The 18,718-nt window shown below is 70.3% G+C and carries 7 protein-coding genes; 4 read left to right on the top strand and 3 right to left on the bottom strand.

Annotated features, from left to right (window positions below; genetic code table 11):
• Positions 1-2: 2 nt before the first annotated feature.
• The 3 genes from ACIBG8_RS39355 to ACIBG8_RS39345 all read right to left on the bottom strand — a co-directional run bounded on the left by ACIBG8_RS39355 (position 3) and on the right by ACIBG8_RS39345 (position 14,437).
• Entirely contained in the window at positions 3-12,299 is a 12,297-nt protein-coding gene (locus ACIBG8_RS39355) for a hemopexin repeat-containing protein (RefSeq protein WP_397348306.1), read from the bottom strand.
• Positions 12,300-12,386: 87 nt separating this feature from the next.
• Positions 12,387-12,617, bottom strand: a complete 231-nt coding sequence (locus ACIBG8_RS39350) for a LuxR C-terminal-related transcriptional regulator (RefSeq protein WP_397348305.1) — start codon at positions 12,615-12,617, stop codon at positions 12,387-12,389.
• Positions 12,618-12,652: 35 nt separating this feature from the next.
• Positions 12,653-14,437: a BTAD domain-containing putative transcriptional regulator gene (locus ACIBG8_RS39345; RefSeq protein WP_397348304.1), complete on the bottom strand. Its 1,785-nt coding sequence runs from the start codon at positions 14,435-14,437 to the stop codon at positions 12,653-12,655.
• 160 nt (positions 14,438-14,597) lie between these two features.
• Here ACIBG8_RS39345 and ACIBG8_RS39340 point away from each other — a divergent pair, with 160 nt between their 5' ends.
• Genes ACIBG8_RS39340 through ACIBG8_RS39325 form a run of 4 tightly spaced genes read left to right on the top strand, consistent with a single transcriptional unit; the run spans position 14,598 to position 18,715 of the window.
• The gene (locus ACIBG8_RS39340) at positions 14,598-15,539 is read left to right on the top strand and encodes an ABC transporter ATP-binding protein (protein ID WP_397348303.1); all 942 of its coding nucleotides are present in this window, start codon (positions 14,598-14,600) and stop codon (positions 15,537-15,539) included.
• A 1-nt stretch (position 15,540) separates the two neighbouring features.
• Entirely contained in the window at positions 15,541-16,353 is an 813-nt protein-coding gene (locus ACIBG8_RS39335; RefSeq protein ID WP_397348302.1) for an ABC transporter permease, read from the top strand.
• A gap of 8 nt (positions 16,354-16,361) precedes the next feature.
• On the top strand, positions 16,362-17,474 hold the full coding sequence (locus tag ACIBG8_RS39330) for a YcaO-like family protein (RefSeq protein WP_397348301.1): 1,113 nt from the start codon (positions 16,362-16,364) through the stop codon (positions 17,472-17,474).
• The gene (locus tag ACIBG8_RS39325; RefSeq protein WP_397348300.1) at positions 17,474-18,715 is read left to right on the top strand and encodes a TfuA-like protein; all 1,242 of its coding nucleotides are present in this window, start codon (positions 17,474-17,476) and stop codon (positions 18,713-18,715) included. The genes ACIBG8_RS39330 and ACIBG8_RS39325 overlap by 1 nt, the downstream gene beginning before the upstream one ends.
• The last annotated feature ends 3 nt before the right edge of the window (positions 18,716-18,718 follow it).

The raw sequence follows: 18,718 nt of genomic DNA, 5'->3' as shown, positions 1-18,718 counted from the left end.
GGTCACCTCACTCCTGCGCGGTAGGCCACCACGAGACCGACGGTGGTCAGGACCGACCTGTCGCCTTCGAGGACGAGGTTCCACGGCGCCCCGCCGACGTTCAGTCCCGGCGTCCTGAGCAGCTTGCCGTCGTTGAGCGCGAGCCGCTGGTCCCCGTTGAGCAGGAACCGCGCCCCGGCCGCGCCGTACGACGCGAACAGCCCGGTGACCTGGCGCCCGCTCATCCCGGGGAACAGGTCGGGGGTGAACGGCAGGACCAGCTCGGCGCCCTCCTGGAAGGCGGCCCACTCCTCGGGGAACTCGGTGGCCACGTCGAAGAACCTGGCGGAGGGGTACGGCTTGAGCATGCCCTTCACCGCCGTGGCGAACGGCTCGCCGCCCTGCTGCGCCGTGTACTTCACGGTGATCGTGACGTCGGTCAGCGCGGACTGCGGCCGGCCGGACAGCCGCCAGCGGGAGATCGCGCCCGTCCCCTCGAAGGGCAGGTAGCGGTCGTCGTCGAAGCGCAGCTCGAACAGCCCGTTGTTCTCCTTGTACTCCTCCAGGTCCGACAGCGCGATCTGCTGGCTCGGCCGCCAGTCGCCGCGCAGCGACTCGGGCGGCGAGCCCTTCGGGTCGAGCAGGAACTTGACCGCCTTCGGGTCGGGCGACAGCACGACCTTGTTGTCGAGCTGGGTGAGCGTGGCGGGGATGCCGATCGGGCCGTCGGCGGTCTGGAACGTGACGGACACCGTACGGATCTGCCGCCGGTAGTGGCCGGGGAAGTCGCGGTCGAACAGCGCCTCGGTCAGCGCGAACTCGCACGTGCCCGTCCCCCTGAGCGCCAGCAGCGCGAGCGGGTCGACGGCGAGCAGCGAGACCTTCTTGGTGATCTCCATCCCGCGCCGGTCCGCCTCGACGTACGCCTTGCCCAGCCGTTCCAGGTCCAGCGCCAGGGTCTCCCCGGCGAGGAGGCCGCCGCGCCTGCTGTCCCAGTACGTCGGCTGGACGAACGTCTCGGTCAGCCCGCGCTCGAACTGGTAGGCCCGCTCGGCCGACCGGGCCAGCTCGTAGGCCAGGTGGTAGGACTGGAAGTACGTCGCGGACAGCCGCCCGGCCATCCAGCCGTAGAGCTGGGCGCCGGTGAACTTGTCGGTGAGGAAGGTGTTGACGGCGTCGAGGTTCGCCTTCTCCCTGGTGTGCACCTCCAGCTCGCGCTTGGCGACGGCGACCTGCAGCTCGGCCGAGGCGAGCTGGTGGGTCATCTGCGCCAGGTCGGTCCTGGCCATCCCGAGCTGCAGCCGCCAGTCCAGCTCCTGCCGGTCCTGGTCGGCGCGCACGCCGAGGATCTCGCCGATGGAGCTGAACCCCTGGCCCAGGGTCGAGGAGACGTCCGAGATCGTGTTGAGCGCGTTGCCGACCTCCTGGCTGCCCTCCCTGATGCCCACGATGAACGGGCCGACGTAGACCTCCGGGCCGGACAGCGCGATGGCCGCGGCGATCTTGATGCCCATCGCCACGAAGTTCGCCGTCGCGGCCAGCGACATCATCGAGATCTGCGCCTCCTGCACCGGGGTGAGGCCCTGCGCGATCAGCTTCTCGAAGTGGTCGATCCGGTCCTCCGCGCCCTTCTTCGTGGCCTGGAGCTCGGCCACCGACTCGTTGGCCATCGCGACCTGGGCCTCCTTGATGGCCGTGGTCAGCGCGAGGATCGCCGCCTCCTGCCGGTTCTGCAGCAGCGAGAGCTGCTCCAGGTCGCGGCGCTCCAGGTGGCCGAGCAGGTCGCCGCCGTACTGGCGGAGCTGGCCGACCAGGTCCTGCGCCTTGCGGAAGAGGAAGGCGAACCGGTAGTGCGGGAGCGCGGCCGCCGGGTTCGCGGTGAGCTGGTCGAGCGAGGCGCCGGACGCCCTGCCGCGCACGAGCGCCATGACGTCGGCGGGCGGCTCGAACAGCGGGACGGGGCGGGCGATGCCCATGATGTCGAGCGACTGCCTGATCTTGCGCAGCCGGTCCTCGATCCGCGCCCAGTACTCGTGGAAGGTGGCGTTGTCCGGCACGTAGAAGTACGGCCTGGCGATGCTCTCGTGCACGGTGCCCGTGCCTTCGAGCATCGCGCCGCCCGCGGTGATCGCGGCCACGTCGCCCGACGCGCCGCCGTCGAGCTGCTCGTACGTCGAGGACGGGGTGAGCGCCCGCGGCCCCCGGTCGAACGGGCGCTCGCCCAGCAGGTCGTGGGCGAAGATGTACAACATCCGCGCCTCGTCGATGCTCTCGCCCGTGTACTGGCGGAAGAGCATGTCGCCCCAGTCGATGATGTTGTCGATGTAGGCCATCACCACGGCGCGGCGGTAGGCGACCGGCCGCAGGTCGGCGATGGCGTGCGGGTCGAACGGGTCGTCCAGGTAGGCGCGGAGCAGGCTGTCCCTGTCGCCCAGCAGGTCGTACTGCCTGCGCAGGTAGCCGAGCATCTCGACCAGCTCGCTGGACGGCAGCGCCGTACGGACCGCGTCGAGCCCGGTCCCCGCCAGGTCGGACAGGAACGTCAGCTCGGCCGTTGTCAACGTCCTGACCTGCTCGAACGCGGGCGCTAGCGCCTCCACTTTGGTGAGGATCGCGTCGTACCCGGCGATCTTCCTGCCGTCGGCCTCCCGCCGGCACGCCGAGACCAGCGCCGGGATGTCGATCGCGAGGAACGGCAGGAAGCGCCAGTAGTCGTTGCGCCTGGTCGGGTCGAAGACGTACTCGTACCACCGCCGGGCGTCCTCGAAGCGCTGGGCGCCGTTGAGCGCCTGCGCGATGAGCAGCGGCGCGTGGAAGAAGATCTCCCAGTAGTAGATGCCGTTGGAGCTGTTGAAGTCCAGGTGGGAGCTGGTCGGCACGCCCGCCTTCCACACCTCCGGCCTGACCCTGATGGTGGTGGCGTCGGTACGGCTCTGGCTGAACCTGGGCAGCTCGTCCGTCTCCTGCGTGGACGGCGCGAGCAGCGCGGCCACGCCGCCGGTCAGGAGCTCGCGGTTGAGCTGGTACGCCGTGCTCGACGTGAGCCTGATGATCTCGTTGGGCAGCGCGGCGATCTCGTACGGCCTGAGGTCGCCCAGCGGGTACGTGGCGTAGGTCGTGCCCTGGAAGAAGTAGAGCGCGTCGCCTTCGAGGACGCTGTCATAGCCGCCGGTCGGCAGGGCGCGCCAGTTGCCCTGGACGGGGATCCACGCGAACGCGGCGTCCGGCTCCTGGTCGCCCAGCACCGCGTAGTCGTCGCCGCTGAAGACGTAGCCGCGGAAGGCGGACCTGAGCGCGCGGGGGAGCGGCTTGGGGTAGCCGGTGTCGACGAAGTCGGGGACGGGCCCGGTGGCGGGCAGCGTGTAGCGGTAGAACTCGCCGCCCGAGGTCAGGAACAGCTTGTCGCCGTTGACGTAGGCGAGGTCGACGGCGCCGGTCTTGACGATGGTCGTCTGCGTCTTGCCGAGCGCCCTGGTGGACCGCGGATTCTTGTCGCCCTGGACGGTGTACGTGCCGGTCTTGTTGTCGAAGGTGTGCACACCGTCGGCTGAGGTGAACGTGGGCGCGTCGGCGGGGCGCGCGGGCGGCTTCCACTGCCCGCGGTCCTGCGTCCAGTCCGACAGGACCCGGAAGTGCTGGTCCCCCCAGCCGAAGTGGATCCTGCCGTCGGGCAGCGGGAGCACCCAGTCGACGCGCTGCCACTTCGGCAGGTTCTCGTCGTTGTCGGCGATGAGCTTCGGGTAGCCGGTGTCGAGCGTGGGGAAGCTGGTGTACCTGTAGTACTCCTTGCCGGAGAACAGGTAGACCACCGAGCCGCGGGCCAGGGCGGCGTCGACGACCCCGGTCCTGATCAGGTTGTTGGCCACCAGGCCCCAGCGGTCGGTCGTGTCCTTCTTGGTCTGCGCCGAGCTGTCCTTGCCCGGCGGGGTCTGGATGTACTTCTGCGCGGCGCTGTCGAAGAAGTACATGGTGCCGTCGGCCGTGCGGAACGAGGCGGAGATCTTCGCCCAGTTCGTCGGCAGCCGGTCGGGGTTCCTGGGGAGCCCCACCCACGGGTAGGGCGCGTAGGGCGCGCTCACCGGGCGGCACAGGAAGCTGCCGCCCTTGTGGTCGACGCTGAACCACGGCCCGTCGGGGGAGTCTGCCGGCATGTTGAAGCGCACGATCGGCGGCACCGGCTCGGCGAACACCTTCGTCAGATCCGTGGGCCGCGGCGGCGGCACGGTGTTCGCCGCGCGCAGGGCGTACAGCTCGGGGGTCAGTGTGAACGCCGACTCGACCGTCGTCTTGCCGGAGACCTTGTAGGTGCACTGCACCACGATCGAGTCGTGGGTGCCCGGCGGGCCGCCTGGCAGGTTGCGCGAGGCCTGGACGTACAGGCTGACGCCGGAGATCGGGCCGTCCTTCCGCGCGTCGGCCGCCAGGAGCTGCGCCGAGCTCCACTCGCCGTTGAGGTTGCGGAAGGAGTAGAAGATCTGCACCCGCGGCGCGGGCGGCGGCGCCTGCACCTTCTGGCTCTCGCCCTCCTTCTTGGCGGTGACCACGGTGCCCGCGAGGTTTTCCGGCGGGGCGTTCTCGACGACCGTCCAGAAGACGAAGATCCGCCCGAACGCGTGCACCGGGTCGACCACGTCCGAGTCGATCTGGACGTCCACCTTCTGCCAGGCGTTCCAGGTCGCGCTCAGCCGCTCGCCCTCGTGGAACTCGGCGTCGCGGAAGTAGTAGCGGCGCGGCGCGGTCCTGGTCCTGCCGAAGAGCACCAGGCGGCGCTCGCCTTCAGGGGCGTCGTCGGCCGTGTAGACGTAGCCTCCGGCGATGGCCAGGCGCGACACCTCGGTGTACTCGTCGAGGTATTTCTTGTAGACCCGCTGCACGGCGTCGGGGGTGATCTCCTCCTGGAGCAGGTCGTTCTCCAGCGCGCGGAACGCGGGCGTCTTGGTGGGCCGCAGCTCGGGGCGCAGGTAGTTCTCCGGGTAGAGGAAGACCTTCCTGTTGGCCTCCCAGATGCGGTAGTTCTTCATCCACGCCCACCACGACCTGAGCCGCGCGCGGACCTCGGCGCTGTCGCCGGTGACCGGCTCCAGGTCGAGCAGGTAGCGGTGGACGAAGAGCTGGGCGGCCGCGATGGCCTCGCGCACCCGCGAGGTCGTGCCCGCGCTGCCCATCTCCACGTCGAGCAGGAGCCGCTGGTACAGCTCGCGCGCGCCGTCGTAGCCGCGGTCGGCCAGCATCGACACGAGCGCGTCGCGCCTGAGCACGTTGAGCTCGTCGTGGATCGGGTTGGGCGTCCTGAGCAGCGCGGACAGGGCGGTGGCCGCCGCCTCCAGGTCACCGGACCCGTAGACCTTGGACCAGACGCCCTCGTAGAGCGCCTGGGGAGCCAGCCCGATCCTGCCCGACGCGGTGAAGAGGTCGGCCAGCTTGAGCAGGAACTCGACCTCGAACCGCGCCTCCTCCTTCGTCTCCGGCGTCAGCAGCTCGCTGTGCCGCCGCGCCCAGCGCAGCTCCTCCATGTCCCAGCCGAACAGGTCGGACAGGTAGAGGTACGGATCCTCCGTACCGGTCAGCAGGAAGGCGGGCAGCCCGTCGGGGTGCGCGCGGGCCAGCTCGGCGAAGCGGGTGATGACGTGCACGTCGCTCAGCCGGTAGTCGGCGATGTCGGACCAGCGGTGCTGGAACTCCTGCGGGAAGGCCCGGTCCACCCGATGGTAGTCCTGGCCGGAGTAGCGGACGTACTGCTCGCCCTTGGTGAGGTAGGTGCGCCCCTCGAAGACGAACGCGCCGTCCGGGCCCGCCTCGAACCCGGCTGGCAGGTCGCCCCAGTCGTCACGCACGGTGCGCGGGAACCCCTCCTCCACCAGGTCGAGCACGCCGGGCCGGTAACGGATGAACTGCCCGCCGCTGAAGGCGTACAGCTCGCCGCCCGGCGCGACGAACGCCGCGTCGAGGTGCTGGCCGGTGAAGGCGTTGGTGACCTTCCCCCAGCCCAGCTCCTTGCCGCGGAAGTAGTGCATCCGCCCGTCGAGCCCCTTGAACGCCGCGTCCACGCCGTCCTGGTACTGGTCGGGCACCTGGAAGTCGGCCGGGTCGCGGAGCGATCTGGGGTACCCGTCGTCCACGTAGGTGTAGTCGGAGCCCGAGTAGCGCACGTACTGGTCGCCGGAGAACAGGTACGTCTTCCCATCGGCGACGAAGGCCGCGTCGACCCGCTCGGCGACGGTGTTCCTGATCCGCCCGAGGGCGGCGAGCGGCACGCTGCCCGCGAGGTCGCGCGAGGCCACGTGGCAGGTGCCAGCGGCGAACGCGTACACGGTCCTGTCGTTGGCGATCACGGCGTCGAGCGGGCCGGCGAGCACGTCCTCGAAGGACTCGGGGAAGTTCCTGAACGCCTCCTCCTTGCGCAGGTTGCCGCTCGTCTTCTTCGGATAGCCCGCGTCCACGTACCGGTAGTCGCCGGTCGAGTAGCGGACGTAGTGGTCCCCGGAGAACAGGAACGTCGTGCCGCGCCAGGCGAACGCGGCGTCGACCGTCGTGCCGAACGGGTTGGCCGACAGCCCCCACCGGTCGCGGACGCTGGTGAGCGGGCCGAACGCGCCGTCCTTGTAGGCGGCGAACTGCGTGCCGAAGAAGAAGTAGGTCGTGCCGTCCTGGGCGGTGAACGCCGTGCGGAGGGCGCCCACCCCCTGCGGGTAGCCGCGCCAGATCCGCTCGACCGGCCGCGGGAACGACCAGGAGCCGGTCTTCTCGTCGTACGACACGCACCGGTCGCCGCCGAGCAGGATCATCGTGCCGCCCTCGAAGAGCACGGCTTCCGGCACCGGGAAACCGTTCGGCGACTGCCAGAACGTGGCGTCGGTGACGGCCGGATACCCCTGGTCGGGGACGGTGTAGTCCATGCCGGAGTAGCACAGGTAGCGGCGCGCGCCCGTGGCGTCCGGCTTCTCGAACAGGTACGTCGTGGTGCCGCGCACGTAGGCCAGGTCGACGCTGGTCAGCCCGGCCCAGTGGTCGCTGATGAGCTGCGGCTCGCCGCCCGGTTCGACGGTGAACTGGTCGCCGCTGAACAGGTAGGTCCTGCCGTCCCTGCCCAGGAACGCGGCGTCGACCGCGCTGTCCAGGTAGACGTTGTTGCGCGGCCTGCCCCACTCCTCGGCCAGCGGGTAGGCGTGGTTGAGCTGCGTGTTGAAGCAGAGCGCGCCCTTGAACAGGTAGGTGTTGCCGTCCGCGCCGCTCAGGACCGCGTCCAGCCCGGTCCTGAACTCCTGCGGCACCGTGCGCAGCGTCCTCGGCCGGTACGGCGCGGCCGACGGCTGCCGCTCCTCGATGGAGCTGCGCCTCAGCCAGCCCTCGTAGCCCTCGGTCACCACCGAGCCGCCGTCGAGGAACGCGCAGGTCACCCCCTGGTAGCCGGGGTAGGACCGGTACGGCGCCCTGGACACGACGTGCGCGCGGTCGCCGCGGAAGAGGTAAGTGTTGCGCCGGTCGGACAGCGCCGCGTCGACGCCGTCGAGCGCCACGTCCAGCGCCCCCATCCCGGGCTCCGTCTTCAGCGCGGCGAGGGTGCGCGGGTAGCCGGGCTGCACGACGGCGTAGTCGCGGCCCAGGTACCTGACGTACTGGTCGCCGGAGAACAGGTACGTGTACGTCCTGGCCGTGTCGACGCCGTCGACCTGCTCGGTCACGTCCATGACCAGCGCGGCGTCCACCTGGCCCGTCCTGGCCAGGTTGTTGGGCACGTTGCCCCAGAACGCGTCCACCCTGGCCGGGTACCGGTCGTCGACCGCGGTGTAGTCGCTGGTCGAGTAGCGGATGTACCGGTTGCCGGAGAAGACGTACGTGCGGCCGTCCTGCCCGGCGAAGGCGGCGTCGACCCGGTCGAACGGGATGCTGTCCCAGTGGTCGCGGATGGTCAGCGGCTCCGACCACCAGCGGTGGATCGCGTCGAACCACACGTACCGGTCGCCGGAGAACAGGTAGGTCCTGTTGTCGGTGCCGGTGAACACGGCGTCCACCGGGCCCAGGTCGAGGTTCCACCAGTTGCCGGACAGCGGCTTGGGGAACCCGGCGTCGGGCGTCCTGTAGTCCTTGGTCGAGTAGCGCACGTGGAACCTGGCGCCCTCGCCGTACACCTTGATCCGCAGCCCCTCGCGCCGGACGGTGAGTGGGATGGCCTCGTCGGTCGTGACGTGCCACTCGGGCGCCTTGCCGGTGATGCCCACCGGGCTGAGCCCGTGCTCCTGGAACCGGTTGCGCAGCTGCGGAGAGACGCGCCCGGCGTTGAGGTCGCTCTCCCACTCGGCCGGCAGCTCGAACAGGGCGCCGCCGACGCCGAACAGGTAGGCGGTGCCGTCCATGACGAACGCCGCGTCCACGCGGGTCAGCCCGCCCCAGTCGGCCGCGATCGAGCGCGGGTAGCCGGAGTCGACGGTCGCGTAGTCGGACGTGGAGTAGCGCAGGTACGTCTCGCCGCTGAACAGGTACGTCCTGCCGTCGAGCCCGACGAACGCGGCGTCGACCGTCCCGCTGGGCAGAGCGGGCGGCAGCACGCCCCACCGGTCGGCGGTCTTCACGACCTTGGCGCGGGCGCCGGTCATGGCGACGGTCCTGCCGTTGCGGAACAGGTGCAGCACCCCGGCCGCGTCGACGAAGGCGGCGTCGACCGCGCCCTCGAACTCGGCCGGCACGTCGTGGATCAGCCTGGGGTGGCCCTCGTCGGCCAGGACGCCCGGGTTCTCCAGGCAGTCGGAGTAGCGGATCACCTGGTTGCCCGCGAACAGCGCGGCGGCCGTCCCGTCGGTGTAGGCGGCGTCGATCCGCTCGGCGGGGGAGAAGCTGCTGCGTACCCTGCCCCACTTGCCGGCGATCGGCGCGGTGGTGTCGCCGCACTGCCAGGTCGTCCCGCTGAACAGGTGGATCCGGCCGTCGGGCGCCTGGAAGGAGGCGTCGACCTGGCCCTTGACCGCCGAGCCCCACCACTCGGACGTGCTGCGCGGGAAGCCCTCGTCCACGGCGGAGTAGTCGCCGGTGGAGTAGCGGACGTACTGGTCGCCGCTGAACAGGTAGGTCCTGCCGTCCTTGTCCACGTACGCGCTGTCGATGCGCACCGGGTCGTCGAAGGTGTTGCGCACCTTGCCCCAGGTCTGCGCCCTGGGCGCCCAGCGGGTGCCGCCAGGCTCGCGGGTGAAGCAGCGGGCGACCCCGTCCGCGCCGTGCCCGACCAGCCATTCCGTGCTGTCGGTGTAGGTGAAGGCGGCGTCGATGGCGACCAGGTCGGCGAACCTCGGCGACAGCTCGGTGAGCGGCTTCGGCGCTGCGCTGAGCAGGGTGTAGGTGGCGCGCGGGTAGGTCCAGTAGCCGCCCTCGCCGAACAGGTAGACGTTGCCGTCGAAGCTCTCCAGCACGGCGTCGAACCGCTTCAGCCCGGCGGGCAGGGCGAGGTGCTCGGGGAACTTGCCGACGAGGTCCTGGTCGCGGAAGACCACGGCGATCTCGGTGGGGTCCAGGCCGAGCTTGCCCGCGAGGAGGGCGAAACGCCGCACCCGCCGGTAGAGGAGGCGGAAGTGCGGGTCGGCGGGCACCGCCGCGAGGTCTTCGCCCGCGGTGAGGACCGGCGCTGCCAGCACCTCCATCGGGCGGTCGGTGACCGCCTCGCAGATGGCGGCGGCCGTGGCGGACGGCACGCCGAACGTGTCGGCGAGCGAGCCGAACAACATGTCCCGCTGCGCCGCCGCGCGCTCGGTGAGCCGGGCGACCACCTCGTCCACGGCGGCCGACAGCTCCTGGGCCACGGTGTGGACGAGGAAGAAGACGTCGGTGCTGAAGTCCTCCAGGTCCTTCAGGACGAAGCCGAGCGCGTTGTTGACGTTCAGGAAGTAGTCGAGCCGGTCCCAGGGCACGGCGCGGCCGTCGGTGAGGTGGCCGCGGTCCACCAGCACCGCGAGGAGCTGGTCCGCCTCCTCCTCGTCGAAGCCGAGGTCGAGGACGGCGTCGCGGGACACCGTGTAGGGCTCCTCGTCCGCCTTGACCACGGCGAGCTGGTCGTCGACGAGGGCGCGTTCCGTCTCGGTGAAGTCGGTGTCCCTGCCCTCCGCCACGCGGCGTCCCATGGCCTCGTCGGCGACGGCGGTGAAGTCGTCGGGCGTGAAGGTGAAAAGGCCGCGCCGATATTCCGCGATTTGCGCCTGAATCGCGGCGAGGATGGATTTCCGGCGAGGATGGAACTCGAGCGCCAACCCGAAATTATCCAGGCCCAGTTGAATGAGCGAGGACTTGTCGACGTAGTTATTGTTCTGGTCGATATAGCCGTTGAAGCGCAGGCTTTCGAGAAGTTTCTCCTCGTCGATCTCGGGGGCGAGCGGACCTTCAGCGAAAGTTCTGACGCGCTCGGTCAGGACGTCCAGGACGTCCTGGTGGACGTCCGACAGGTCGACGTTGACGGCGAACCTGTCCAGGTTGCCCGCGTCGAGGAAGAAGTCCGGGTCGGTCAGGTCGCCGTCCTCGGTCAGGTAGCCGTTGTGGACGAGGTTGTCGTACAGCTCCGCCTGCTGCGCCTGGGTCATGTTGTTGACCGCGGCCAGGTCGGAGGGGAAGAACGAGGCCGAGCCGTTGACGACCGCGCCGATCGACTTGAAGAGCAGCTCGGCGTACGGGGTGAAGTCGCCGGCGAGCGTGGTCCCCACCGCGATCAGGGTGCCGTCGGGGCGCAGGTGGCCCTGGTGGACGAGGTTGGAGAAGATCTTGGCGGTCAGCCGCTCGCCCAGGCCCAAGCCGAGGAAGTCCTCTGCCGCGACGACGCCCAGGTCGGTGACCGCGTCGTACGCCGCGGCCCTGGCCTGGGCCGGGTCCAGGCGGAGCAGCCGGTTGTCGCGGGCGGACACGACGGTGTCCTCGTAGGCGGTCAGCACGTCGTGGACGACCTGGGCGGCGCGCGCGCCGAACCTGGCGGACTCGAACAGCGCGGGGGAGAAGGCGACCTGCTGCAAGGCCTGGTTGAGCGCGTTGATCTCCTCGAGGTTCTCCTCCGCCGGCCCGCCGCCGAGGATGTCGACGAGCTCCTGCCCGGCGAAGCCGCCCGCCTGCATCCACGCGACCACCGCGAACAACGTCTGCGCCAGCCACAGGCTGCCCTCTTCGAGCAGCTTGAAGCAGTTGCGCGTGCCGGGAGGGGTGGCGTCGAGCAGCGTGAACGTCGAGTACCTGTGCAGCGACGGGTCGCTCTCCAGGGCGACGAGCACGTCGAAGAGCTCGCCGGTGGACAGGCCGAGGGCCGAGGTGAGGCGGCCGACCCGCTGCAGGAGGCCGATCTGCGGCAGCCCGACGCCGCCCTGGTCGAACGGGCTCTGCTCCTGCGCCGCGTACCGGGCGCGGTAGCGCGTCACGGTCTCCACGATGTCGGATTCCTGCACGTCGATCGCGCTCGCCAGGCGGTGGCGGTAGTCGCGGTTGCGCGCTGCGAGGATGTCTCCTGAACCGATCTCGACGCCGGTGGGCAGGGCGGCGGCGACCAGGCCGCACACCTCGGTGACCGGCAGGTCGTGGGCGCGCCCGACGTGCGACACGACGGCGACGGCGCGCAGCGCGGCCAGGTCGAGGCGGTCGGCGCAGCAGGTGCGCAGGACCAGGTTGAGCTCGGTGATGGTGAGGCCGGACAGGCGGGCCAGGTGGACGACGCGGTTCGTGCGCTCCAGCCACGGCAGGGTGAGGCCCTGGAGGACGTGGCCGTCAGCGCCGACCGTGACGCCCGCCAGCTCGCGCACCTGGTCGCCGGTCAGGCCGGTCGCGCGGGCGAACGTGTCGACGTCGGCCAGCGCGGCCGTGGCGGCCACGCCGTACGCCCTGGCTATGGCGACCTCGCCGGACAGCACGGTCGTCACCAGCGTGACGTCCTCGGCTGAGAGCCCGAGGTACTCGCGCGCGACGATGTCGTGGTCCACCCGCGCGGCGAACAGGCGGTACAGCTCCTCGGGCGTGACCTGGAGGTGGGCGAGGTACTTCTTGAGCCGCTCTGCCTTGAGCGAGAACGGCTTGCGCCCGGTGCGCAGCGCCTCGTAGGGGTCGGCGCCGGCGAGGCGTTCGAGCACCTCGTTCACGATGTCGAGGTACGGGGTCTGGGTGAAGGTGTTGCGCGCGTCGAGGACGACCTTCTTCAGGTCGGGGCGCCGGTCCAGGAGAGAGGGCTTTTGGAACGTTCCTTCGAGGAGTTCGAGAAGGTCGACGAAATACGCGGCAGGAGAATAGACGGAACGGGCGTCGTCTTCTTCCCTGAAGTCCAGGTCCCCGAAGAGCTGCTCATAATTCGGTGAAGAGTCATCCCTAAACATGGCTTCACTCCCTCGGGAATCCTGCTGGGCCGACTCATATTTTGTGAAACAGGAGACGCCGAATACTGGCGAGAAGGTGACAACTCTTTATAGGGAGAGTGAGGCGCTGGGCGGCCAGGCGCCGACGTCCAGCAATCGGTGCGCGTAGAAGTAGGCCACGAGCTGGCTGCGGTTGCTGCAGGCGAACTGGTCCAGCAGCTTGCTGATCCGCTCGGCCACCGTGTACCTGCTGAGGTGCAACTCCCTGGCGATCCTCGTGGTCGTGTACCCCGTGGCCAGCATGACGATCAACCTCGTGTCACGGTGGTTCAGATCCATAGAAGTCCCTCCGCCTCCACGCTAGAAGGGCGCGCTTAACCAGCGGTATGGCGCCGGTTAAGGATCTCCTGGTAGAGCTTCCTGAGCGCGGCGCTGGGGTCGATGCCCAGCTCCGTCGCCAGGTGCCGCCGCACGGTCTCGAACTGCGACAGCGCCTCCGGCGCCCGCCCGCACCCGGCCAGCGCGGTCATCCTGGCCGCGACCAGCCGCTCCCGCGAGGGGAAGACGGGCACCAGGTCGTCCAGCCTGGTCAGCACCTCCACGTGCTCGCCGCGCTCGATCTCCAGCTCCGCCCAGTCCTCGTTGACCGTGAGGTACAGGTCGGTGAGGCGGCCGACGGCCTGGTCGATGAGCGGCACGCCGGAGAACTCGGCGAGCGGCCGACCGCGCCACAGCCTGATCGCGTCGTCGAGTACGGTCACCGCCGCGCTCGCGTCCCCCCTGCGCCGCATGTCGCGCCCGACGCCGGCCAGGTGACGGAACCTGAACAGGTCGAGCTCGTCCGGCCCCGCGTCCAGCCGGTAGCCCCACCCCTGGTAGGAGATGCGGTCGCCGACCTTCCTGCGCAGGGCGGAGACGTACACCTGGAGGTTCTTGCGCGCGGTCGGTGGCGGCCGCTCGCCCCACAGCGAGTCGATCAGCTGGTCGGTCGGCACCACCTGGTTCGGGTGCGAGAGCAGGATGGCGCTCAGCAGCCTGGCCTTGCGCGCGCTGATGTGCACGGCCGTCCCGCCCACCCGCACCTCCAGCGCGCCGAGCACGCACGCGTCCATGCCCGCCTGCCTGCCGCGGTCGGTGCGCAGCACCAGGAACCCGGTCAGGTCGATCTTCGCCGGGGTCTCCTGGCGGTGCAGCCTCCTGATCATCGACAGCGCCGCGATGGTGACGTCGTCCACGTGCGCCTTCGACTCGAACCACCGCCAGTCGCCGTCGGGGTTCACTTCGAGGAAGACCGGCCCGTCCCTGGTCAGCAGGAAGTCGAACGCGCCGTAACGCAGCTCCCACAGCCCGGCCAGCCGGTGCACCGCCTCGGCCACGTCGGGCGGCGCGGCCACCGGGGTGACCGTGACGGAGGCGCCGTCGCGCCAGATCGCGTCGGGCGACGACTTCGCGACGCGGAAGGCGCGGATCTCCCCGTCCAGGTGGTAGACGCGCAGCTCCGCCCAGTGGTCGACGTACTCCTGGACGACCATCGGCACGTCGCGTACGGCCAGGCCCCTCGACGCGGCCCCGCCGACGATCTCCGGGAAGATCCCCTCCATCCTCCCGGGTTCCGTCTCGACGAAGTGCCGGTCGAGGGCCTTGACGATGATCCGCTCGCTGCCCAGCTCGGCCGCGGCGCCGCCCGGATCGGTGGTGACGACGGTCCTCGGGGTGCGGACGCCCGCGCGGCTCGCGCCGTACAGCTGGACGAGCCTGCCGGGGTCGCAGCCGCCGGGCACCCGCGCGGCCGACAGCGCCGCCACCTGGGCGACCAGCGCGCACCACGAGTCGGCGCGGAACAGCGAGGCATCGGGGATGGCGCGCGGCGAGAAGTGCCTCACCCAGGTGACGGTGGGGACGATGCGCCGCCCGGCGACGGTGAGCGAGCCGTCCTCGATCCTGCCGGTGATCCGCAGGTCGGCGAGCGAGCAGGCGTCGAGGAGCAGGCTGGGCACGCCGATCGTGCGCAACCCCTGCTGGAGCACGGTGAACTCGCTGAGCCCCGCCCGATCCACGAGGACCACGCAGGGCAGCGCGGTGCCGGGGTCGGTCGGTTCCGGAAGCTGCCAGCTGACGCCTGGACCGCCGGCGGGCATCCGCAGGGTGTAGCCGCTCATCCGTGCTGCCTGATCGGCCAGTCAAACGTCATGTGCCGATGGTCATCGGCACGGCGTGAGCGCACAATCAGCCCTCTGCCGTTCGGCATATGCGACGGCGCCCGGTAGCCCACGTTTGTGGGGTTGTGTCACCCCTTTGTCACCTGCCCATACTCAAGCCATGTCGAGCGACGTGGTGACGGCCGAAGGGCTGACCAAGCGTTACAGGAAGAGCGAGACACCCGCTGTCGACGACGTCTCGTTCGAGATCGCCAGGGGCGAGACCATCGGCCTGCTCGGGCCCAACGGAGCGGGCAAGACCACCCTGATCAAGATGATCTGCGGCGTCACCACCCCCACCTCGGGCCGCGTCCGCGTCTTCGACGCCGACCCCGTGCGCCAGCCGGTCGCCGCCAAGAGCGGCATCGGGGCGATGCACCAGTCAGGCCCGTTCGACATGATGCTGCCCGCGCTCGACAACCTGCGGATCGCGGCCAGGTTCCGCGGCCTGCGGTGGCGTGCTGTCGAGCCGTGGGCGATGGAGCTGTCGGAGTTCCTGGGCATCACCGAGGCCCTGTCGCGGCTGTGCTTCCAGCTCTCCGGCGGGCAGCGGCAGCGGTTGCAGATGGTCAGGGCGCTGCTCACCATCCCGCAGCTGCTGATCCTCGACGAGCCCTCCGCCGGGCTGGACGTGCCCGGGCGGCGGCAGGTCGAGGCGTTCGTCACCTGGCTGCGCGAGGAGCACGGCGTGACCGTGTTGTGGACCAGCCACCACATCGACGAGGTCGAGCGCAACAGCCAGCGCGTCCTGGTCGTCAACCGCGGCAAGGTGGTGCGCTTCGCCAAGCCGCGCGAGCTGGTCGAGGAGTTCGGCAGCACGCACCTGGTGGTCGACGTCGAGGACCCGGAGGCGGGCCGCGTCGTCGGTGCCTGGGCGCAGAGCGCCGGATACACGGCCGCCGTCGAGGAGTCGGTGGTGCGGATCCACGGGGCCAAGGCCCGCGAGGTATTGCCCGACCTGTCCAAGCACTGCCTCGACCAGGGGGTGGCGATCACCGGGTTCTCCACCGCCGCCGACTCCCTGGAGCAGGTGTTCCTCAGGATGACCGACAACGAGGGGTGACATGGTCGCCAAGCTGTCCTTCACCACCACGCCCCCGACCAGGACCGCCAAGGCGGCCGACCTGTCCGCCGTGCTCTACCGGGAGTACGCCCTGCTGGCGCGGAACCGGGTCTACCTCATCCTGGGCCTGACGCCGATGCTGGTGTACCTGCTGCTGGTGAACACCTCGCTGAGCAACCTGGTCCAGAACGTCACCTACAAGGGCGCCGAGCTGCGGTTCTCGATCTTCCTGCTGCCCATGACGCTGGCCATGTCGGTCGTCAGCGCCGCGGGTACGTCCGGCATGGCGCTGTTCCAGGAGGAGCTGAGCGGCGTGGCGACCCAGCTGTGGTCCTACCCGCTGCGCAGGTCGCGCTTCCTGCTCGGCAAGGTGACCGCCGGGGTGTCGCTGGTGCTCGGGCAGAGCCTGCTCGGCCTGGGCGTGGCCGCGCTCATCTTCGACTTCCCGTTCACGCTGGAGGGCTGGCTCGGGCTGCTGACCACGCTCACCCTGGCCGCGCTGGCGTTCAACGGGCTGTTCCTGGCGACCGCGATCATGATCACCGACTTCCAGGTGTTCATGGTGCTCTCGAACGTGTCCATTCCGGTGCTGGTCTTCAGCGCGCCGTCGCTCTACACGGTCGACAGCATGCCGACGGTCCTGCAGTGGATCTCCAAGGTCAACCCGCTGACCTACGCGATCAACGGCATGCGGGACGCCTCGATCTTCGGCTTCGGCGCCGCGTGGCGGGACATGCTCGTGCTCGCCGTCATGGCCGCGGTCAGCTACGCCATCGGAGGCCGGGCGTTGATCAACCGCGCGCGCAACATCTAGGGGACGCGATGACGAAGATCAGACTGCCGGGGACCGACCGCGCGGCCGATCCTGCCGCGACGCTGGCGATGGCGGCCAGGGCTGCGCCGCTGGTCGGCATCAGCAGGGTCGCCGACATCACCAGGCTCGACACCATCGGCATCCCGACCTGGCAGGCGATCCGGCCGACCTCGCGCACGCTGGCGGTCTCCCAGGGCAAGGGGGTCACCGCCGACCTGGCGAAACTCTCGGCCATGATGGAGGCGATCGAGCTCTGGCACGCCGAGCAGCCGATGATCCCGGTGACCAAGGCGCCGCCGAGCGCCGTCGCCGGCGGCCTCGGCTACGACCTGCGCGCCCTCCCGCTGTCGTCGCCCAACGTGCTGCACGACGGGCTCCCCCTGGACTGGGCGGCGGTCTCGTCCCTGGTGGACGGCGCGCGCACGCTCGTGCCCCTGGAGCTGGTCGCGTTCACGCTGGTGCGCCGCGAGGGATGGAACGCGCCCGCGTTCTTCTCCTCCACCAACGGCCTGGCCAGCGGCAACACCGTGGTGGAAGCCACGCTGCACGCCCTCTACGAGGTCGTCGAGCGCGACGCCATCACCGCGTCCATCACCGGCGGCGACCCCGGCGTCCGCGCCGACCCGCTGTCGCTGGGGTCGCCGGTCGTGGACGGCCTGTGCGAGCTGATGTCCCGCGCGGGCGTCGCCCTGGAAGTGAGATCCGTACGGTCGCCGACCGGCCTGCCGGTCTTCCTGGCCAGGATCACCTGCCACGACTACCCGCCCGCCTTCATGGGCTACGGCTGCCATCTCAGCTCGGAGATCGCGCTCACCCGCGCCGTCACCGAGGCGGCGCAGGCCAGGCTGGCCTACATCTCGGGCGCCCGCGACGACCTCCAGGCCGACGTGCACGACCCCGGTCAGAAGCGCGGTCAGGTCACCACGCACGACCCGGGCGAGCCGATCAAGGACGCGCCCGCCCACGGCACCCTCGCCGAGGACCTGGACGACGTGGTCAAGCGCACCGCGGTCGCCTTCGGCCACCCGCCCCTGGTCGCCGACCTGACCAGGGACGACGTCGGCGTCCCCGTCGTCAGGGTGATCGCGCCAGGTAGCCGCGTCTGCCCGGAGGTGTTCTAGTGAAGACCGTCGTCTACACCGGGCCGACGCTCTCCAGCGAGGAGGTCCTCGGCGTGGTGCCAGGGGCGCAGGTGCGGCCGCCGGTGTCCAGGGGCGACCTGCTCAGCGAGGGCTGGAGCGGCGGCGACACCGCCGTCCTCATCGACGGCTACTACCGCGAGCGGCTCTCCGTGGGGCACAAGGAGATCCTGTGGCTGCTCAACGAGGGCGTGAACGTCATCGGCGCGGCCAGCATGGGCGCGTTGCGCGCCGCCGAGCTGAGCCCGTACGGCATGAGCGGCGCCGGATCCGTCTACCGCATGTACGCCGAGGGCGAGATCGACGGCGACGACGAGGTGGCCGTGCTGCACGGTCCGGCCGAGCTGGGCTACCCGGCGAGCACGGTGGCGATGGTCAACCTCAGGTACGGCTGCGCCCAGGGCGTGCCGGCCGAGCTCGGCGCGCGGATCGTGGAGACGGCCAAGGCGCTGCCGTTCAGCCACAGGACCTGGCAGGAGCTGGAGGACGTGCTGGGCGAGGAGGCGCGCGAGGCGCTGGCGACGCTCGAACGGGGGATCGCGGAGGGGGAGTGGGACCTGAAGCGGCTGGACGCGCTGGCGGCCCTGCGCACGGTCGGCTCCATGACGAATCCGACCGCTGATGAGGCGGCTCTGACGGGGATCACCCACTACGAGGCGCTGAAGTGGCGGTCGATGCGGGAGTACGCCCCCGGCCGGTCCATGTGCGACCTCGACGTGCTCACCGCGGCGCGGCTGTTCTGGGACGGGTATCCGCGGCTCCACGAGGAGGTGCTGAACGGGCTCCTGGACGGGTTCGGCGGCGACTCCTACGTCCGCGCCAGACTGGGCGCCTCCAGCGTGCCGTCCGAGCTGGCGGGTTGGCTCACCGGCGAGGAGCACGACCTTCCCGAGGCCGAGCAGCTCAGGCTGGTCGTGGTGCGGGTCTGGCCGGTCTGGCAGTCGGCCGACTGGCGGCCCGCCGTACTCGAGGGGGTCAGGGCGTCCGGGCAGTGGCAGGAGCTGTCCGACCTGGTGGTCCGCGCCGACGAGGTCGCGGCGCAGACCCGCGGCCGGGTGCCCGTGCCGCCGCCGGAGATCTGCGCCAGGATCTTCCTGCGCCACTGGCTGCGCCCCGGGTCGTCCAGCGGGCTGGAGATGGCCAGGCGCGGCTTCTACAGCCTGGAGGACCTGGGGCGCCACGTCAGGAAGTTCTTCCCCATGGACGTGAAGAAGGGTCGCTGAGCT

Origin of the sequence: Nonomuraea sp. NPDC050556 (assembly GCF_044457355.1) — a bacterium.
Lineage (GTDB): Bacteria > Actinomycetota > Actinomycetes > Streptosporangiales > Streptosporangiaceae > Nonomuraea.
This window is presented reverse-complemented; position numbering and strand designations above follow the sequence as displayed.

What these genes read in the sequence shown, in the direction of transcription:
- ACIBG8_RS39355 (WP_397348306.1), bottom strand. Translation starts at nt 12,299, where the DNA reads ATGTTTAGGGATGACTCTTCACCGAATTATGAGCAGCTCTTCGGGGAC.
- ACIBG8_RS39350 (WP_397348305.1), bottom strand. Translation starts at nt 12,617, where the DNA reads ATGGATCTGAACCACCGTGACACGAGGTTGATCGTCATGCTGGCCACG.
- ACIBG8_RS39345 (WP_397348304.1), bottom strand. Translation starts at nt 14,437, where the DNA reads ATGAGCGGCTACACCCTGCGGATGCCCGCCGGCGGTCCAGGCGTCAGC.
- ACIBG8_RS39340 (WP_397348303.1), top strand. Translation starts at nt 14,598, where the DNA reads ATGTCGAGCGACGTGGTGACGGCCGAAGGGCTGACCAAGCGTTACAGG.
- ACIBG8_RS39335 (WP_397348302.1), top strand. Translation starts at nt 15,541, where the DNA reads ATGGTCGCCAAGCTGTCCTTCACCACCACGCCCCCGACCAGGACCGCC.
- ACIBG8_RS39330 (WP_397348301.1), top strand. Translation starts at nt 16,362, where the DNA reads ATGACGAAGATCAGACTGCCGGGGACCGACCGCGCGGCCGATCCTGCC.